Annotated in this window: 14 protein-coding genes; 11 read left to right on the forward strand and 3 right to left on the reverse strand. The window is 45.0% G+C overall.

Going from position 1 to position 18023, the window contains the following annotated elements; translation table 11 throughout:
- Positions 1-132: 132 nt before the first annotated feature.
- From hutU to L7D49_RS10890, 11 genes are all read left to right on the forward strand, one after another.
- The gene (gene hutU / locus L7D49_RS10840; RefSeq protein ID WP_238080858.1) at positions 133-1812 is read left to right on the forward strand and encodes a urocanate hydratase; all 1680 of its coding nucleotides are present in this window, start codon (positions 133-135) and stop codon (positions 1810-1812) included.
- Complete coding sequence (gene hutI, locus L7D49_RS10845) at positions 1809-3080, forward strand: imidazolonepropionase (protein WP_238080859.1); 1272 nt, start codon at positions 1809-1811, stop codon at positions 3078-3080. The genes hutU and hutI overlap by 4 nt, the downstream gene beginning before the upstream one ends.
- A gap of 176 nt (positions 3081-3256) precedes the next feature.
- Positions 3257-4747 carry a histidine ammonia-lyase gene (gene hutH / locus L7D49_RS10850; RefSeq protein ID WP_238080860.1) on the forward strand — a complete coding sequence of 497 codons (1491 nt, stop codon included), beginning with the start codon at positions 3257-3259 and terminating at the stop codon, positions 4745-4747.
- A 155-nt stretch (positions 4748-4902) separates the two neighbouring features.
- Positions 4903-6213: a Na+/H+ antiporter family protein gene (locus L7D49_RS10855; RefSeq protein ID WP_238080861.1), complete on the forward strand. Its 1311-nt coding sequence runs from the start codon at positions 4903-4905 to the stop codon at positions 6211-6213.
- 194 nt (positions 6214-6407) lie between these two features.
- Positions 6408-7208 (forward strand): histidine racemase CntK family protein, encoded by an 801-nt coding sequence (locus tag L7D49_RS10860; RefSeq protein WP_238080862.1) that lies wholly within the window; start codon positions 6408-6410, stop codon positions 7206-7208.
- Positions 7209-7482: 274 nt separating this feature from the next.
- Positions 7483-7989 (forward strand): sigma-70 family RNA polymerase sigma factor, encoded by a 507-nt coding sequence (locus tag L7D49_RS10865; RefSeq protein ID WP_238080863.1) that lies wholly within the window; start codon positions 7483-7485, stop codon positions 7987-7989.
- Positions 7982-9052 (forward strand): S26 family signal peptidase, encoded by a 1071-nt coding sequence (locus tag L7D49_RS10870; RefSeq protein WP_238080864.1) that lies wholly within the window; start codon positions 7982-7984, stop codon positions 9050-9052. The genes L7D49_RS10865 and L7D49_RS10870 overlap by 8 nt, the downstream gene beginning before the upstream one ends.
- Positions 9053-10119: 1067 nt before the next feature.
- A complete protein-coding gene (locus L7D49_RS10875; protein WP_238080865.1) occupies positions 10120-11529 on the forward strand; it encodes an alanine/glycine:cation symporter family protein in 1410 nt (469 codons plus the stop codon).
- 23 nt (positions 11530-11552) lie between these two features.
- Positions 11553-12617 carry an alanine/ornithine racemase family PLP-dependent enzyme gene (locus L7D49_RS10880; RefSeq protein WP_238080866.1) on the forward strand — a complete coding sequence of 355 codons (1065 nt, stop codon included), beginning with the start codon at positions 11553-11555 and terminating at the stop codon, positions 12615-12617.
- Between the two features lie 183 nt (positions 12618-12800).
- Positions 12801-13793, forward strand: a complete 993-nt coding sequence (locus tag L7D49_RS10885; protein WP_238080867.1) for a tRNA dihydrouridine synthase — start codon at positions 12801-12803, stop codon at positions 13791-13793.
- 112 nt (positions 13794-13905) lie between these two features.
- Positions 13906-14496: a hypothetical protein gene (locus L7D49_RS10890; protein ID WP_238080868.1), complete on the forward strand. Its 591-nt coding sequence runs from the start codon at positions 13906-13908 to the stop codon at positions 14494-14496.
- Between the two features lie 68 nt (positions 14497-14564).
- On the opposite strand, the gene L7D49_RS10895 is transcribed toward L7D49_RS10890, so the two are convergent.
- From L7D49_RS10895 to hutG, 3 genes are all read right to left on the reverse strand, one after another.
- Positions 14565-15614: an ATP synthase beta subunit C-terminal domain-containing protein gene (locus tag L7D49_RS10895; protein ID WP_238080869.1), complete on the reverse strand. Its 1050-nt coding sequence runs from the start codon at positions 15612-15614 to the stop codon at positions 14565-14567.
- 190 nt (positions 15615-15804) lie between these two features.
- On the reverse strand, positions 15805-16998 hold the full coding sequence (gene gltS, locus L7D49_RS10900; protein WP_238080870.1) for a sodium/glutamate symporter: 1194 nt from the start codon (positions 16996-16998) through the stop codon (positions 15805-15807).
- Between the two features lie 3 nt (positions 16999-17001).
- Positions 17002-17949, reverse strand: coding sequence for a formimidoylglutamase (gene hutG / locus L7D49_RS10905; protein ID WP_238080871.1), 948 nt, complete (start codon positions 17947-17949; stop codon positions 17002-17004).
- Positions 17950-18023: the final 74 nt, after the last annotated feature.

Below are 18023 nucleotides of genomic sequence, written 5' to 3' on the forward strand. Positions count from 1 at the left end.
AACTAATTAGAAAATTGGAGATGAAATACATTTATAAATGCAAGTAAAATATAAAAAAGTCAACAGTTAATAAAAAATAATTAGAATCTTCTATGTATAATAAAGGTACCGAAAAAAGGAGGTACTTTACTTATGAAGACAATTGCTGAAGAGAAAGTAATTCGTTATAGAGGTTCTGAGTTGAATACAAAAGGGTGGTTACAAGAAGCGGCGCTGAGGATGCTGATGAACAACTTGGATCCTGAAGTGGCTGAGCATCCTGAAAATCTTGTTGTGTACGGTGGAATCGGAAAAGCGGCCCGAAATTGGGAGAGTTTCGATGCGATCGTCAAGTCACTGAAAGAACTTGAAAATGACGAAACATTGCTCATCCAATCCGGTAAGCCGGTTGCTATATTCAAATCCCACGTGGATGCGCCGCGTGTCCTTATTGCAAATTCAAATATCGTTCCCGCGTATGCCAATTGGGAAACGTTTCATGAACTCGATAAAAAAGGACTCATGATGTATGGGCAAATGACAGCCGGAAGTTGGATTTACATCGGATCACAAGGAATTGTCCAAGGAACCTATGAGACATTTGTGGAACTTGGCAAAAAGCATTTTAATGGCAACTTGCAAGGAACAATTACAGTAACAGCAGGGCTTGGCGGAATGGGTGGAGCACAGCCGCTTGCAGTGACTATGGCTGGTGGTGTGTGTATTGCAATTGAAGTGGATGAAACACGTATTGATCGCCGTATCGAAACACGCTACACAGATTTGAAAACGGATTCATTGGACGAGGCAATCCGACTCGCACAAGAGGCGAAAAAAGAAGGCAAAGCATTATCGATTGGTTTGCTTGGGAATGCTTCTGATATTTTGCCGGAGATGATTGCACGCAACTTTATTCCAGATGTATTGACTGACCAAACATCTGCGCATGATCCATTGAATGGTTACATTCCTTCTAAAATGTCTTTGGAAGAAGCTGAGACCCTTCGTGCAAGTGACCCTGTAGAATATGTGAAACGCTCGAAAGCTTCCATGGCGCAACATGTCCAGGCAATGCTGGATATGATGGACAAAGGCGCGATAACTTTTGACTATGGAAACAACATTCGTCAAGTAGCAAAAGACGAAGGAATTGAAAGCGCTTTCGATTTTCCGGGCTTTGTCCCTGCCTATATTCGCCCTCAATTCTGCGAAGGAAAAGGACCGTTCCGCTGGGCTGCCTTGTCAGGAGATCCGGAGGATATTTATAAATTGGATGAAGTGATTTTGAAAGAGTTCAGCTATAATGAGCATCTTTGCAACTGGATCCGCATGGCACAGGAAAAAATCGAATTCCAAGGACTTCCTGCCCGTATTTGCTGGTTCGGCTACGGAGAGCGTGCTCGGTTCGGAAAGATTATCAATGACATGGTCGCAAGTGGTGAATTGAGTGCTCCGATTGTAATCGGTCGTGACCATTTGGATTCAGGTTCCGTCGCTTCCCCGAATCGGGAGACGGAGGCAATGAAGGATGGTTCTGACGTAGTTGCGGATTGGCCAATCCTCAATGCAATGATTAATGCAGTAGGAGGCGCGACGTGGGTGTCTCTCCATCATGGTGGAGGTGTCGGTATGGGTTATTCCATTCATTCTGGAGTTGTCATTGTAGCAGATGGAACGAAGGAAGCGGCTGCTCGTATTGAACGCGTGTTAACTACGGACCCTGGCATGGGAATAGCACGCCATGTTGATGCTGGATATGAAATTGCTGAGAGAACAGCATTAGAAAAAGGTGTCAAAATTCCGATGTTACAAAAAGGGAATGAGCCTTCATGAAAAATATAGTTTGGATTAAACATGCTTCCCAGCTCGCGACTTTGGCGTCCGGGAAGCAAGGCCCCCGGGCGGGAAAAGATATGTCGGAAATCGGAATTATCGAAGATGGCAGTCTGTGGATTGAAAACGGTGTCATCCAGGCTGTTGGTACAACCAAAACACTTGAAGAAAAGTATGCCGGGAGAGCAGAAGAGGCTAGCGTTGTGGACGCTTCCGGATGTCTCGTGACCCCTGGCCTGGTAGATCCACACACACATGTGGTATACGGGGGAAGCCGTGAGCGCGAATTTGAAATGCGCTTGGAAGGTGCAACTTATATGGACATCATGAATGCAGGTGGAGGCATTCATGCAACGACCCGTATGACAAGGGAGGCATCTGAGGTAGAGTTGATGGAACAGGCAACACGCCGCCTTGATTCTTTCCTTGCACATGGTGTGACGACTGTGGAAGGGAAAAGCGGCTATGGAATGAATCTGGAAACGGAGCTAAAACAACTGCGAGTGATGAAGAAGTTACAAGAAACACATCCGATCGATCTTGTGCCCACTTTCATGGGAGCCCATGCCGTTCCTCCTGAATATTCCAGTAGGGAAGATGAGTTTATTGAGTATTTGATTGAAACCGTATTGCCTGCAGTGGTGGAGGAGAAGCTGGCGATTTTCATAGATGTATTTTGTGAAAAAGGTGTTTTTACTCCTGAGCAATCCGAGAGAATATTAGAGGCGGGCAAACGGGTCGGGCTAATTCCAAAGATCCATGCGGACGAAATTGAATCGTATGGTGGTGCGGAACTGGCGGCGAAAGTCGGTGCGATATCTGCCGAACATCTCCTGAAAACATCCGAAGAAGGAATTCAGGCAATGGCTAAAGCAGGTACAGTCGCGTGCCTTCTACCGGCGACAGCACTGTATTTACGGGAACAAGCAGCCGCGGGAAGACGAATGATTGACGAAGGTGTGCCAGTAGCCATTTCGACAGATTGCAATCCAGGCTCCTCGCCTACCACTTCTATGCCGCTTGTCATGAACTTGGCTTGTATTTCAATGCGTTTAACGCCAGCAGAGGCTTTAACAGCTGCTACATATAATGCCGCCTGCGCTATTCGAAGCGAGGCGAAGATTGGTTCGTTGGAAATTGGTAAACAAGGTGATGTCGTATTGTGGAACGTTAAAAATTATCAGGAACTGCAATATTTATTTGGTGTAAATCATGTAAAGTCAGTTTGGAAAAAAGGAGTGCAGGTTGTCGGGAATCCGACAAGCTAACAGAGTAAGGTCATATTATTAGGCACTGATAAAAGAGAAACTACCGTTCTGATTTTTCGGCAGGTGCAGTAGCTAGTTTTCTACTCGCTTGCTCGTGCGCCTGTCTCATCGTATTAGAATCAGGCTAACAACAGCTAATTTCTCCAGAATAACAGAATTGAAGGGAGACAGGAAACATGGTTGTATTAAATGGTCAAACACTGAATCTTTCAGAGATGTACGGCATACTTTTTAATGGTGATCAAGTCACTTATTCAGAAGAAAGTATGAGAAAAGTTAAAGAAAGCCGAAAAGCTGTCGAACGACTCGTAAGTGAAGAGAGAGTTGTATACGGTATAACAACAGGCTTCGGGAAATTTAGTGATGTATTAATTGATAAAGACGATGTTGGATCACTTCAGCTGAATCTAATTCGTTCGCATGCTTGTGGTGTGGGGGATCCTTTTCCGGAAGTTGTTTCGAGGGCTATGACTTTGCTGCGCGCGAATGCATTATTAAAAGGGTTTTCAGGAGTGCGTCCTGTTGTCATTGAAAGATTGCTGGATTTAGTGAATGCACATATCCATCCAGTGATTCCTCAGCAAGGATCTCTTGGGGCAAGTGGTGATTTGGCGCCTCTATCCCATTTGGCACTTGTAATAATTGGGGAAGGGGAAGTCTTCTATAAAGGCGAGAGAATTCCTGCGAAGGAAGCATTAGAAAAAGAAGGAATCGAACCGGTCGTCTTGACGGCAAAAGAAGGACTTGCTCTAATCAATGGTACGCAGGCAATGACCGCTATGGGTGTGGTGGCCTATTTAGAAGCAGAAAAATTGGCTTATCAATCAGAACAAATAGCGTCATTGACGATTGAGAGTTTGAATGGAATAATTGATGCATTTGACGAAGATATCCATCTAGCTAGAGGGTATAGAGAGCAAGTGGAAGTGGCTGAACGAATTCGCAATCTGCTCGCTGATAGTAAATTAACAACAATGCAAGGGGAACTTCGGGTTCAAGATGCGTATTCCCTCAGATGTATCCCTCAAGTGCATGGTGCAACCTGGCAGGCAATGAATTACGTAAAAGAAAAATTGGAAATCGAGATGAATGCAGCCACTGATAATCCATTGATTTTTGACAATGGGGAAAAGGTGCTTTCTGGTGGTAACTTCCATGGTCAGCCGATCGCATTTGCGATGGACTTCCTGGCAATCGCTATAGCGGAACTGGCAAATATCTCGGAACGCAGGATTGAACGTTTAGTCAATCCACAATTAAATGACTTACCACCATTCTTAAGTCCAGAACCAGGCTTACAGTCAGGTGCGATGATTCTACAATACGTTGCCGCTTCACTTGTCTCGGAAAACAAAACATTGGCACATCCGGCAAGCGTCGATTCGATTCCTTCGTCTGCGAATCAGGAAGATCATGTCAGCATGGGAACAATCGGATCAAGACACGCCTATCAAGTGATAACGAATACTCGCCGTGTGCTTGCAATTGAAGCGATTTGCAGCATGCAGGCAGTGGAATTCCGTGGGAAAGAAAAGATGTCTTCTAGTACAAGAGATTTCCTTGAAAACGGCAGACAAATCGTCCCGTATATTACAGAAGATCGTGTGTTTTCTCCGGATATTGAAGCGATGAATAAATGGTTAAAAGAGGGGACCTTCAACTTCTAAAAGTTGAAAAATGGGATAATGTAAATCGGGAAATTTGTTTCACCTAGCAGGAAGCGGTTTTGATATTCATTATATGGCCATGAATAAATGGCCGCTTTCTCTATTATCATGTGTCTGAATTTTAATAATAAAAAGAATGTAAAAGGGGTGGTTCTGTGTTAGGTACAGTAGTAATTTCAGTTATTGTAATGTCCGTGTTGAGTCTTCTCCGTGTTAACGTCATATTTGCGATTTTAGTCGCAGCAGGTGTTGCCGGGTTAATGGAAGGCTTGTCATTGACAGAAACCACGACCATGCTTGTTTCAGGAATGGGGGGGCAAGCGAATACCGCTTTAAGTTATGTCTTGCTTGGAATGTTCGCTGTAATGATTGGTCTTTCAGGAATAACCGGGTTTTTGGTTAAAAGGCTTGTCCACGTTCTTAAAGGAAAACGTTCCATCCTGTTGTTGACAATTGCGGGAGTCGCTTGCTTCTCCCAAAATTTAGTGCCGATACACATTGCGTTTATTCCGATTCTCATCCCCCCGCTACTTCATTTGTTTGATAAAATGAAAATTGATCGCAGGGGTGTAGCTACTGCATTGACCTTCGGATTAAAGGCACCGTATATTATGATTCCAGCTGGGTTCGGTCTTATTTTTCACGGAATCATCGCAGATGAAATGAAAGCGAGTGGCATGGATATCCCTTTATTGTCTGTCTCCTATGCCATGTTGATTCCGGGTCTTGGTATGATTGTTGGCCTTCTGATTGCTGTTTTCATCACGTATCGAAAGCCGCGCGAGCTGCCAGCCGGTGATCAAGGAGTTTTTAATGCTATCGACACGCATGAAGAAACGGAACTGAAATTTTCAACGCGTCACTTTTTGACAATTGCTGCTATCATTGGGGCATTGGTTGTACAGTTGGCGACCGGTTCTCTTGTTTTGGGAGCGCTTACTGGTATCGCGTTAATGTTTATATTCACAGTCGTTCCATTTAAAGATGGAGAGAAAGTTGTGAATGACGGGATTTCTATGATGGGTATGATTGCGTTTGTCATGCTTATCGCATCAGGTTATGCAACAATATTAAAAGAGACAGGTGCAGTCAATGAGCTGGTCGAAGCTGCGACGGGCATTTTAGGTGATAATAAATTGGTAATCGCGTCCGTCATGCTGCTGATTGGCCTATTAATCACAATGGGAATAGGTTCTTCATTTGGAACAATCCCGATTATTGCTGCATTGTTTGTTCCCATTTGTCTTGCAGTCGGCTTCTCGCCGTTGGCAACTGCTGCTTTAATTGGTACGGCAGGGGCTCTTGGGGATGCGGGATCGCCTGCATCGGACAGTACACTCGGCCCGACAGCTGGGTTGAATGCAGATGGAAAACACCATCATATTTGGGATACATGTGTACCTACATTTGTACATTATAATATCCCTCTCTTTATCTTTGGTATTATTGCAGCCATGGTACTCTAAATAGCTTTGAAGGCAACGTGTCGGTGTAAGAGAGCTATGATTAAAGAGTAGAAACCATGGAAAAGAAAGTATAATAATATTCATTTTTATGTTACGGGGCTCAGCCTCTATTGGCATGAAGGTGAAAATTTGTCTTATTAGTAAAATGGAAAATGATAATAATTAATTCTATGACGAGAAGGAAGGCAAGCGTAATGAGACTGGATTTTGTTAAGGTTAGTCCATCAAAGAATATGACAGCGTTCATCACTAATTATGTACCACCCGCTCATTATGCGGAAATAGCCAGTAAGATTATGGATTATGAATATTTGCATGCGGAACAGGTAGGATTCTTGGTAGCACCAAAAGGCGAACAGTCAGTGTTACGATTAGAAATGTCAGGCGGGGAGTTCTGCGGAAATGCGGTATTAAGCGCTGCGGCTTACTGTATATATAAAGGCATAACAAATAGTAACAAGTTTCTGTTGGAGGCATCTGGATCTGATATACCACTCGAATGTGTTGTAGTGGAGAAGTCTCCAACACATTTTGAAGCGAAAGCCGAGATGCCAAGTCCTCTCTCGATTAGTGATATTACTATAGATTTTAATGAACATTGTATATCAGGCAGCGTTGTGAAGTTAGACGGAATTACACATTTCGTGACGGATTATTGGCCAAACAGCAAAGAGAACTTTGATTCCCTAATTGAGGTAGTTACTGAAAGAGTTGAAGATAAAGCGATTGGAATCATTCCCTATCGAAAACGTGCGGGACAGGAGTATGAGATTTGGCCATTCGTGTACGTAACAGAAACAGGAAGCCGATTCTTCGAACAAGCCTGCGGATCCGGTTCTCTGGCCCTCGGCATCTGTTTATCAATGAAAAATGGAGAACATGAATTGAATATTCATCAGCCGGGTGGAATCATATATGTAGAAACCGGTGACAAAAATTATATTTCGACAGATGTCAGATTTACATCTGAAGGTATAGTAAATCTTGATTTGTAAATAGTTTCTTATGATTATAAAAGCATTCTGCCACTCATGAAGGAGGGCAGAATGTTTTTTTACATTTAAACTTTATTCCGGTTTATCCGCAAGACGCTACACCAGCTCTAAAATTTCCTTAAAAAGATTTGAAACTTTTTCTGAAAAACTCCGTCTGTAGGGTGCTTAGATGTTCGGAGTGACTTTATTATGGTTTAATTGAGGAAATATGCCGGTATGGCGTGACAGAAAAATTGGGACCTGCCATGGCCATAGAAATGAGTGAGTAACGAATATGCATGAAATGGAGCAAGTGATGAATGAGCATACGCGCTATTTGGTGCGAATCGCTTATTTGTATGTGAAGAATTGGTCGACTGCCGAAGATATTGTGCAAGAGGTGTTTGTGACCTATTTTCAAAAGAGTGACCAGTTTCGCAAGGATGCATCTCTGAAAACGTATTTGACAAAAATGACGGCCAATCGGTCAAAGGATTATTTGCGTTCATGGAAGCATAAGAAAGATGTGCTTCTTGGCGCTGCTTTCTCTGCTACTAAAGGAGCGGAGGATGAATTGCTGGAACAGGAGCAGCTGATGTCTCTTCGGAAGCATCTTTTCCAGCTGCCGCTGAAGTACCGTGAGCCGTTGATTTTATATTATTACGACGAGCAGTCCATCGCAGAAATCGCAAGTTATTTGGAGCTCAATGAAAATACGGTGAAAACGAGATTGCGGAGAGCGAAACAGCAGCTGAAGGAGTTCTTTGAGGAAGAGGACGAGGAGGTGATGAACAATGAGTGATATGAAACGCAAATTGGATCGGATGATGGGGGACACCTCCGAGCAGGAAAGGCGCATCAAACAAGGTGTGCAAAATAGATTACGGCCGTCTGCCAGAAAGTCTTCGTGGAAGGTGGCGATGGTCTCCGTAGCGCTGCCGGCCGTCGCGCTGCTACTATTCTTTTCAATGAACCCTGCCAATCTGTTTTCTTCTGATCAGGGACCTGGAACGCCGTATGATCCGCTGGACGATTTGGCGCAGATCTCTGCTTTTCAAAAAAAGCAGCAACTATCCGCTGTCGATGTTGAGGAATTTGCCAAACTGCCGAATTTTGATGTAGTGGATGGCTTGTATTACGTGGATCCTGTACCTTTCAGCAGGAAAGGAAGTTCTGAAACGTTCCATACAGTTATCGAACGCAAAGCCGATATCTACGATCGTGCAGCCTACCAGGCGGGCGATGTGGTTCGGACAATGACCGATACGACAAGTCATTTGCCGACGTATAAAGATGTCTATTATGAAGTGATTGCGGTACCGGGAGACCGGGTTAAGTTGCAGGACGGAGTGCTGAAGATTAATGGCAAGCCTCTCGAATCCGAACTGATGGATCGTTACAAAGAGCAGAACGTGCGAATTGCAGGAGGGTATGATCAAGTGCTGAATGCAAGGGAGTATCTTCTCCTGAACCATTTCCCGGCGGATCGAACAGTTCAGGGAGCGACCATCACGCCTGTACATAAAATTTATGGACAAGTGGCCGGCATCGCAACAGAAGAGCGCACGACTTCGATTTATATGGATTATCTGGCAGATCGGCAGGATGGCGTCTACTCGCCGGAGCAATATTTTGATCTGTATTTGTATGATACACTGCTGGGTGACAAGAGATGGCCACAGCCTTCTGCATTTGCTGGCACAACCCGGTTAGGGGAATTATTTGTGGAGGCGTCTTATCGGAACGCGACGCAAGCTGGCGATCATATTGAAATCCGCTATCAGTATGGACGGGAAGGTGTCGCGGACCGAACGTTTTCTATGACGCAGGATCCAGGCTCTGGTCAGTGGATGATTGAACAATAGGAAAGGAACCGGAAAGGGGGTGGTTACCGTACTGGCTTCCGAGTGTCACGATCTTTTGTAAACCAGTTTGGCGCTGTCGAGTAGAACAAGCCGTCAACCAACCGCTCATGATATATGGCATGTCAACCTGGTTTGCAACGTTTACTAGTGTGATTCGTAACACGATATGCAGCATTTCATTAGGGAAAGCTGCTCATGGGAGTTGTGTTACGATAATCCGTAGGAAGCCAAGCAGTCTGCCTTGCAAGGAAAATTGTAATAGTTGTATGTCCGTCAAGACATTGGATACTTGAGAACCTCATACCACGGTTTTAAGATAGTCCGCCGGCTTTGTTCATGATTCATGGAACAAGCCGGCGGAATTTTTTGTTTGGTTCGGACGGTTAGAAGAAGCAGCCGTACTAATGAAACAAGAGCATTCCGGGGGATCTAAAGCACCTCAAAGACCCGAACCATCCCACGCGAATTCTTTCTTCTTTCAAATAACCCTTTCCGTGCATAAGAAGTGCCACCGCGCATAAGTCCCTTCTACCCGAGCATAAGGAGTTGCCACCCGCGCATAAGTCCTCTCCACCCGAGCATAAGGAGCTGCCACCCGCGCATAAGTCCTCTCCACCCGAGCATAAGGAGCTGCCACCCGCGCATAAGTCCCCTCCACCCGAGCATAAGGAGCTGTCACCCATGCCTACCCCTCCGTTTCCAAGCGTGTTCCAGCTCCATCCCTACCAGCTGACTGGTTTATTCCGTCTGCTGCCCCCTGCTCAAAAAAATTTAAAACGAACGAGCAACTCTTCATGAAATACACGGAATGTTTGCCTGCCCCTGAAATAACAGCTTTTTTGAGCTGCTGAGTGAACCATCAACAGGAGAAAAGAAGCACCTGAGCTACCATTTCCTCATACTTTCGATGTGATTTTTCCTCTCTTTGTCAGGATTTTCTATTGTAAAATATCGAAATTAAGATAAAATAATTTACTATGTTCAAGCAATGAATCATGTCGAAATGAAAACGGATTCATTCTTGAATACGGCATTTATTCTGATTATAGAAAGCGAAGTGTTTCAACATGTATGACATCTATGAGAGTTTTATTGGCAGTTTCAGTACGTGGTTGTATAGTTACATTCTCATTATCTTGTTAATTGGTGCAGGTTTGTATTTTACAATTCGTACAAAGTTTGTTCAGTTCCGTTTCTTTAAAGAGTCGATCAAGCTGGTCGCAGAGCCGAAAGAGGACAAAAACTCGATTTCCGCATTTGAGGCACTGATGGTATCCACTGCCTCCCGCGTTGGTGTCGGTAACATTGCAGGGGTTTCCACTGCGATTGTGTTAGGGGGCGCAGGCTCTGTATTTTGGATGTGGATGATCGCCATTATCGGAGGCGCATCGGCATTTATTGAAAGTACTTTGGCTCAAATCTACAAAGTGCGCGATAAGGACGGAGGCTCGTATGGTGGGCCGGCTTATTATATCCAAGCTGCACTGAAGAGCCGTTTCTTAGGCGTTGTCTTCGCAGTTGCCTTGATTTTGACGTATATGGGCGGTTTCAACATGGTTGCCGCTTTTAATATTTCTTCTGCATTTGAAGGTTTTGGCTTTTATAATTCTTCTACGCCATTGATTGTTGGTGCCATTTTGGCGGTTCTTACAGGTTTGAGTATTTTTAGAGGCGGCAAAACGCTGAGCAAGATTACGAGTATCCTCGTTCCTGTCATGGCGATTTCTTATATTGTCGTTGCATTGGTCATTGTAGTGACTCACTTGAACCTTGTGCCAAGCATGTTTGTCTCTATCTTTGAACAAGCATTTGATTTCAAATCCGCATTTGGCGGTTTTGCAGGTTCTGCTATTATGTACGGTATTAAACGCGGTCTTTATTCAAACGAAGCAGGGGTAGGTTCTGCTCCGAACGCTGCGGCATCTGCAAGTGTATCTCACCCGGCGAAACAAGGGCTTGTCCAAATGCTATCTGTTTTCATCGATACTTTGTTAATTTGTACAGCTACAGCTTTCATGCTTTTAAGCTCTGGGGTTACACCGACAGAGGAATTGAAAGGTGTGCCATTTGCGCAGGCGGCAGTTTCTACAACATTTGGTGATTTCGGTATTTGGTTCATTACTTTTGCGTTATTCTGTTTCGCATTTACATCGATTATCGGGAACTTCTTCTACGCGGAATCGAATCTTAAGTACCTGAACAAGAAGAATGTAGGGAAGACAGGGCTGATGATCTTCCGTTTAGCTGCTGTCGTTATTGTATTCTTCGGAGCACAGCTCGACTTCTCCATTGCATGGGATACAGCGGATGTATTGATGGGAATTATGGCTTTGATCAACATTCCAATCATCTTGGTTCTTGGACGCACGGCCTTCAAATGTTTGGATGATTATACGAAGCAGAAGAAGGAAGGCAAAAACCCGGTCTTCAAAGCGAAGTCGATCGGGCTTAAAGAGAAAACAGATTTCTGGAATTAAATTCGGATTAGAGGGTTTGTACCATGTATCCATTGGTTTGTGTGAATAAACAACATCTGCTTGAAAATGTCCGTGCAGTTACGGCACTTTGTGCAGAGAAACATATAGAAGTAACAGGTGTAACAAAAGTGTTTGGCGCTGATCCGGAAATCGCACGTGTTTATGTGGAAGGCGGCGTGAAGCGGCTTGGTGATTCTCGAATAGAGAACTTGAAGCAATTGCAAGGCGTAGAGGCAGAGAAATGGCTGATTCGTCCGCCGATGCTGTCGGAGGTCGAAGATCTGGTTGCCTTTGCGGATGCTTCACTAAATTCGGAGCTTGTTACCATTCAGGCGATTAGTGATGCCGCGCTGAAAAAGGGCACACAGCATCGCATTATTCTGATGGTGGACCTTGGTGATATTCGAGAAGGCTTTATTGACCATGATGAGCTCCTCGAAGTAGCAGCAGAGACCGAAAAAATGCCTGGCGTCCATCTGTACGGCATCGGTGTGAACCTGACTTGTTTTTCATTCGTCCAATCCGATGAAGAAAAGATGGAGACGCTTGCGAGAGTAGCGGCCGCCATTAGCGAACGGATCGGTAGAGAGTTGGAAGTGGTCAGCGGCGGGAATTCGGCTACGCTGGATCTCATGTTGCGAGATGGCATCCCGGCCCGCGTCAATAATTTACGGCTGGGCGAATCGCTCCTATTCGGTAAGGAACGGGCTAAGTATACGTATTTGCCTGGAACTCACCGAGACGTTTTCACTCTTCAATGTGAGATTGTTGAAGTAAAAGAGAAGCCTTCTATGCCATGGGGAGAAATTGGCGTTGATTCGTATGGAAATACGCCGTCTTTCATTGATAGAGGCATGAGGAAAAAAGCGATTTGCGCAATTGGTAAGCAAGACTTTGATGTGGAAACATCGACAGCCACTGATCCTGGACTTATTGTACTCGGAGCCAGCTCCGACCATCTGATGGTAGATGTGACGGACAGCGAAAAGGACTACCAGGTCGGGGATCTCATCGAGTTTCAATTAGGGTATTTTTCCACGATGCGAGCCTTTACTTCCAAGTATGTGACGAAGCAATATATAGGGTAAGCGGAAGACACCAGACGACAAGTGAGCGTCTGGTGTTTTTTTATGGTGGAATGCCTTACAATAACCTGCATGCAAAGTTCCAAGATAGTGGAACATTCCTGCGGGATTTTTGTATAATAGGAAGGCTGGCACTTGCCATGAACGTAATTGTGCAAGGACAAGTCAACTAGGAGAGGGTTTATTATGACAAACGATAATTTCTGGCTCGATTTACCGAAGCCGTTTTTTATATTGGCACCTATGGAAGATGTGACGGATGTGGTGTTTCGCCATGTCGTAAGTGAAGCGGCACGTCCAGATGTGTTTTTCACAGAGTTTACGAATACGGAGAGCTTTTGCCATCCGGAAGGGATTTTCAGTGTCCGCGGCCGTCTGACATTTACAGAAGATGAGCAGCCGATTGTAGCGCATATTTGGGGGGACAAGCCGGATCATTTTCGTGAGATGAGCATCGGGATGGCGGAAATGGGCTTTAAAGGTGTGGACATCAATATGGGCTGTCCGGTGCCGAACGTCGCTTCGAAAGGGAAGGGTAGCGGGTTAATCAATCATCCCGAGACGGCAGCCGCGATCATTCAGGCCGCGAAAGCAGGCGGATTACCAGTCAGCGTGAAAACGCGTCTGGGCTACACGGAAGTGGACGAATGGCGGGATTGGCTGACGCATGTCCTGAAGCAAGATATCGCCAATCTGTCCATCCATCTGCGCACGCGAAAAGAAATGAGTAATGTTGATGCACACTGGGAATTGATCCCGGAGATTAAAAAGCTGCGGGATGAGATTGCACCGCACACCATGTTGACGATCAATGGAGATATTCCGGACCGCGAGAAGGGCATGGAGCTCGCGTTGAAGTATGGCGTGGATGGCGTCATGATCGGGCGTGGTATTTTCAAAAACCCGTTCGCCTTTGAGGTGGAAAAGCGGGAGCATAGCCCTGAGGAATTGCTCGATCTCTTGCGGCTTCATCTTGACTTGTTTGATAAATACTCAGACGAACTAGAGCCGCGTCCATTCAAACCGCTACGCCGCTTTTTCAAGATTTATGTGAAGGGGTTCCGGGGAGCGAGCGAGCTGCGCCATCAATTAATGGATACGAGCTCGACGGATGAAGTGCGGGAGATGCTTGCGGAGTTTCAATCTAAAATTAATCTGACGGAATCAATAGAAGAATAATGGCAACAGGCACTCTCTGACGACAACTCAAGGAGTGCCTGTTGTTTGTTTTTCTCTTTGAAACTTTGCCGGACTTTATTCGTATCCAATACTAACGGTGGGGGGATGAGAAATGAGGAGAAAAGGTGCAAGGTCGACAGAAGAGGAGAATAACAAAAGGCAGCGAATTTCTTTTATTATCCTGATGATCACGATTGTTCTTACTTTTATAGCAGCTGGTCTTCTTACGGTGAATTGGTTTATTGTGAAAGATCTATATACCGGGTTTGTCATTAACTTCGTAGGAACGTCGTTTCTCATTGCGGCGGGCTTGGGGCTTTGCTCATTCTTCCTTTATCTTTACACTGTAATCGTCTTTAAAAATCCGCAGCGTCTCAAAAAGTCTTCTGTTGTTAAGTTTGTGATTGGCTGGATTATCACGATACTCGTTACGATAACCATCTTCCTGTTTGGGGCCAATGAAACAAAAAAGTCCATGCAGGATATAAAAGCTTATGCTAATGAAAAATGGATAGTAAAGGACTTGGCGGTGACGGATGTATATCGAGGATCTGCAACCTCTAAGATAACCCTTGTTGAAACGACCGAAGGTGAAATGGTTATTCATTGGGAGAGGTTTCTCATACAGCAGGGACAGACGTATCGTTTTACTTATTTGGATGCTACTAAAACAATCATTGACGTTGAAATGATTTCAAATTAAGTGATAGGCAACATATCTTTAGAAAAATGCCAGGCGCTCAATTAATGAGTGCCTGGCATCTTTTTATGTTAGATCTTCCCGATGAAGCGGAGCCGATCGACGTTCTCCTGATCGAATGAACCATCTAAAATCGCCTGGACATCCTTCAATGTTTCCTGTAGTGATACAGATTCCCCTTGTTTCTTCGTAAATTCCTCTGCTACGTAAAATGGCTGAGTCAAATACGCTTCAAGACGTTCGCCGCGTGTAAAGGTCATTACTTCTGAAGCTGGCAGTTTTTCCAACCCATTTACATTGACGAGTGAGCGTAATTCCCGGTAACGCCGAAGCAGTTTCTGTGCTCTTTGCTGGATAATGAAGTGGTTTTGGTCCATATGTGCACCTTCTAGCACAGACGAAGTGGAACTGATTGGATCTACTGCCGGATAGCAATGGCGTGCTGAAAGATCCGCATCGAACTGCCATAGCGTTTCAAGCGGTCCATACGGAAGATCTTCGTCCACTGCATTTCCTGTTAAGTCCAATAAGAAAGTTGTCACGGAGTCGATACCAATTTGCTGCAGCCGCTCTTGCATGTCGTAGATGTCTCCTGATACGACGTGGCTTCGATCTGCTGCGAATGCGATTTCTTTTTCGCTTCCTAGCGCAGCGATCTTCTCGTATGTTTCATCAATTGAATGAGTCACTAGCTCAGCGTTTCCTAGAACGTCAGCGAGCTCGGGATATTCCCCTTGCGGCATGAGCAGAATGGTCGAAACCCCTTGCGCTTTCAAACGATAAAAGATTTCACTCAGTACAACAAGCTGCCCCATGTTTTTTCGTGCGACTAATCCAACGGTGCCGCCTTTCGCAAGTGGTGCAAAAAGATCCAGCGTCTTGATTTTCGTTTCGATCATCTCGATTTTCTCCCCTCTGATAATCAATTCATCCAAACTGCAGCCCGCTAAATCCGCCAGGGCTACAAGCGTGCGCACTTCCGACTTGCCGACAGAGATTTTCCCCGTGCATAAATTCGATACTGTGGCTGGCCGCAACCCGACTGCTTTTGCGGCACTCGTCAAATTCGGCACCCGTCTTCTTAGCAATGAAACATTTAAACGTAAACTTTCATTTTCCAATTTATTCACCCCCTATTACTCTATATAGTAATAAAATTTACACTACAAAGCAAACTGTAATTACCTTATAGCGTAATTATTTTTACGTTATCATCTATTTTCGAATTAACGTAGTGTTTTATTGGCAACAAAAAGCCCCCAAACCATCAGTCTGGGGGCATTTTCCTTCGTATTCTTGACTCTCAATCATTTATTGAAATAAATTGATGGTCGTAATTATGATTGGCATTGCAAATACGTCAATGAGAAACGCGCCAACGATTGGAACCACAAGGTACGCTTTGCGCGAAGGTCCAAACCTTTCGGTAACGGCTGCCATATTAGCCATGGCATTCGGCGTCGCGCCAAGTCCGTGTCCCGTAAAGCCGGCTACCATAACAGCGGCGTCGTAATTTTTGCCAAGCAGGCGGAATAAAACAAAGATGCCGAACAAGACAATAAAGACAACTTGTACAAAGACGATGACGAGCAACGGAAGAGCAAGTCCAGCAACTTCCCAGAGCTTGATGCTCATAAGGGCCATGGAGAGGAAAATACCTAACGTAATGTCTCCGATCAAACCGACGCTCTTCATATGAATAGCCTTTGAATTGACCTTATCGACAATATTCCGCACGATGACGGCTACAAACATTGCGCCGACATAACCCGGAAGGACAAATCCGGTAGCAGAGGAGAACAGGTCACCTAAATACGTGCCAAGCGCCATACAGAAAGTAATCAGCAAGATTTGCGTGAAGAACGTGTTCGTTTGAATTTCTGCTTCATCTTTTTCAACAGAGAATTCTCCAGCCACGTCATCTGTTTCTGTTGGTTTCAAATTGTATTTAGAGATGAGAAATTTAACGACAGGCCCACCAATGAGTCCGCCGGCTACAAGCCCAAATGTCGCGGCCGCGACTCCGATAGAAAGAGCCGAATCGATACCGAGATCTTCTACTGTTTGGCCAAACGCAGTGGCAGCGCCATGTCCGCCTTCCATAGAAACAGCCCCTGCCATCATCCCGATGAGCGGGTGAATGTTAAAGAGAGAGGCCATGGAAACGCCGATTACGTTTTGCATGAGGGCCAAAAAGCCACAAGCGAGCCAGTAAATGATGAGGAGCTTCCCGCCCAGCTTAACGAGCTTGAAGCTTGCGCCAAGACCGACTGTCGTGAAGAACGTCAGCATGAAAAGGCTTTGCAGAGATGTATCTAATGAGAACGTAACGAGTCCAGTTGCTTTACAAACGGTAGCGAGAATGGCAAACAAGAGCCCTCCGACAACAGGAGCCGGTATGCAGAACTTCTGCAGCACGCCGACTTTATTGACCAATAAACGGCCTAATACAAGTAATGCGATCGCTAAGAAGATGGTCGTCACTTGGTTCAATTCAATTGTCATGTATTAATTCCTCCCTAAAAAGGCCATGATGGCTTCATTCACAAAATATGCGCCGAGTTTAACGGTACGGTTGTTTTCATCCACGAGCGGGTTGACTTCCGAAATATCGAATGAAAGCGTATTCTTTTTGGAGGTAACAGTACGAATGATGTTACGAACGACAAACGGATCCAGTCCGAATGGAGAAGGGGCACTGACGCCAGGGGCAAACGCGGCGTTTAATACGTCCGTGCACAATGTCAGCATGACGTAGTCGTGATCTGCTATAAATGACTCCAGTGTGCGAATGGTGTCTTCCATTGAGTTGTTCGTCATATCCTCTTCATGCACATACGTGACACCGAGCTGATCTGCTGTATCGAACAGTTCCTGCGTGTTGCCGTATCGCTGGATACCAAGCACTAAGTAATCGCTATTCTTATCATGCTCCAAAATTTGCTTAAACATCGTTCCGGATGAAGGCTGTTCTTCATAGGAACGCAAGTCGAAATGCGCATCGATATTAATGATACCGAGTTTCGCTTCGCTTCCAATGAACTTTCTAATTCCGAGATAGTGGCCGTACGCTGTTTCATGTCCACCGCCCAGAATAATCGGAATCGAACCGTTCGATAGCGCTTCTGCAATAGCATCGCCTAACTGGCCTTGTGCTTCTTCCAAACGTTCACCTTCACAAATCACGTTTCCAATGTCCGCTACGCTTTTATTTTCATTCATCCGCCAAGGCAATTTTGCAAGTTCAGCCCTCATGGCATTCGGTCCAGCAGCTGCACCTAAACGTCCTTTGTTTCGACGAACGCCTTCTTCGCATACAAAGCCGATGAGTGCACATTGTGAATCCGCTTTCTTTACACCTTCAAATTCAATGACTTGATGATAACGGAAACTTGCTCTATTCGAATCATGGTCTGTACGTCCTGTCCAGATCGTTTTATCCGCATTGCTTCGCATTGTATATTCACATCCCTTTCAAATGCTGAAAATTCCTTCTTGAGTCAATTATAAATGGAATACTTATAAATACT

The sequence above is a fragment of the Sporosarcina cyprini genome, from assembly GCF_022048975.1.
GTDB lineage: Bacteria > Bacillota > Bacilli > Bacillales_A > Planococcaceae > Sporosarcina > Sporosarcina cyprini.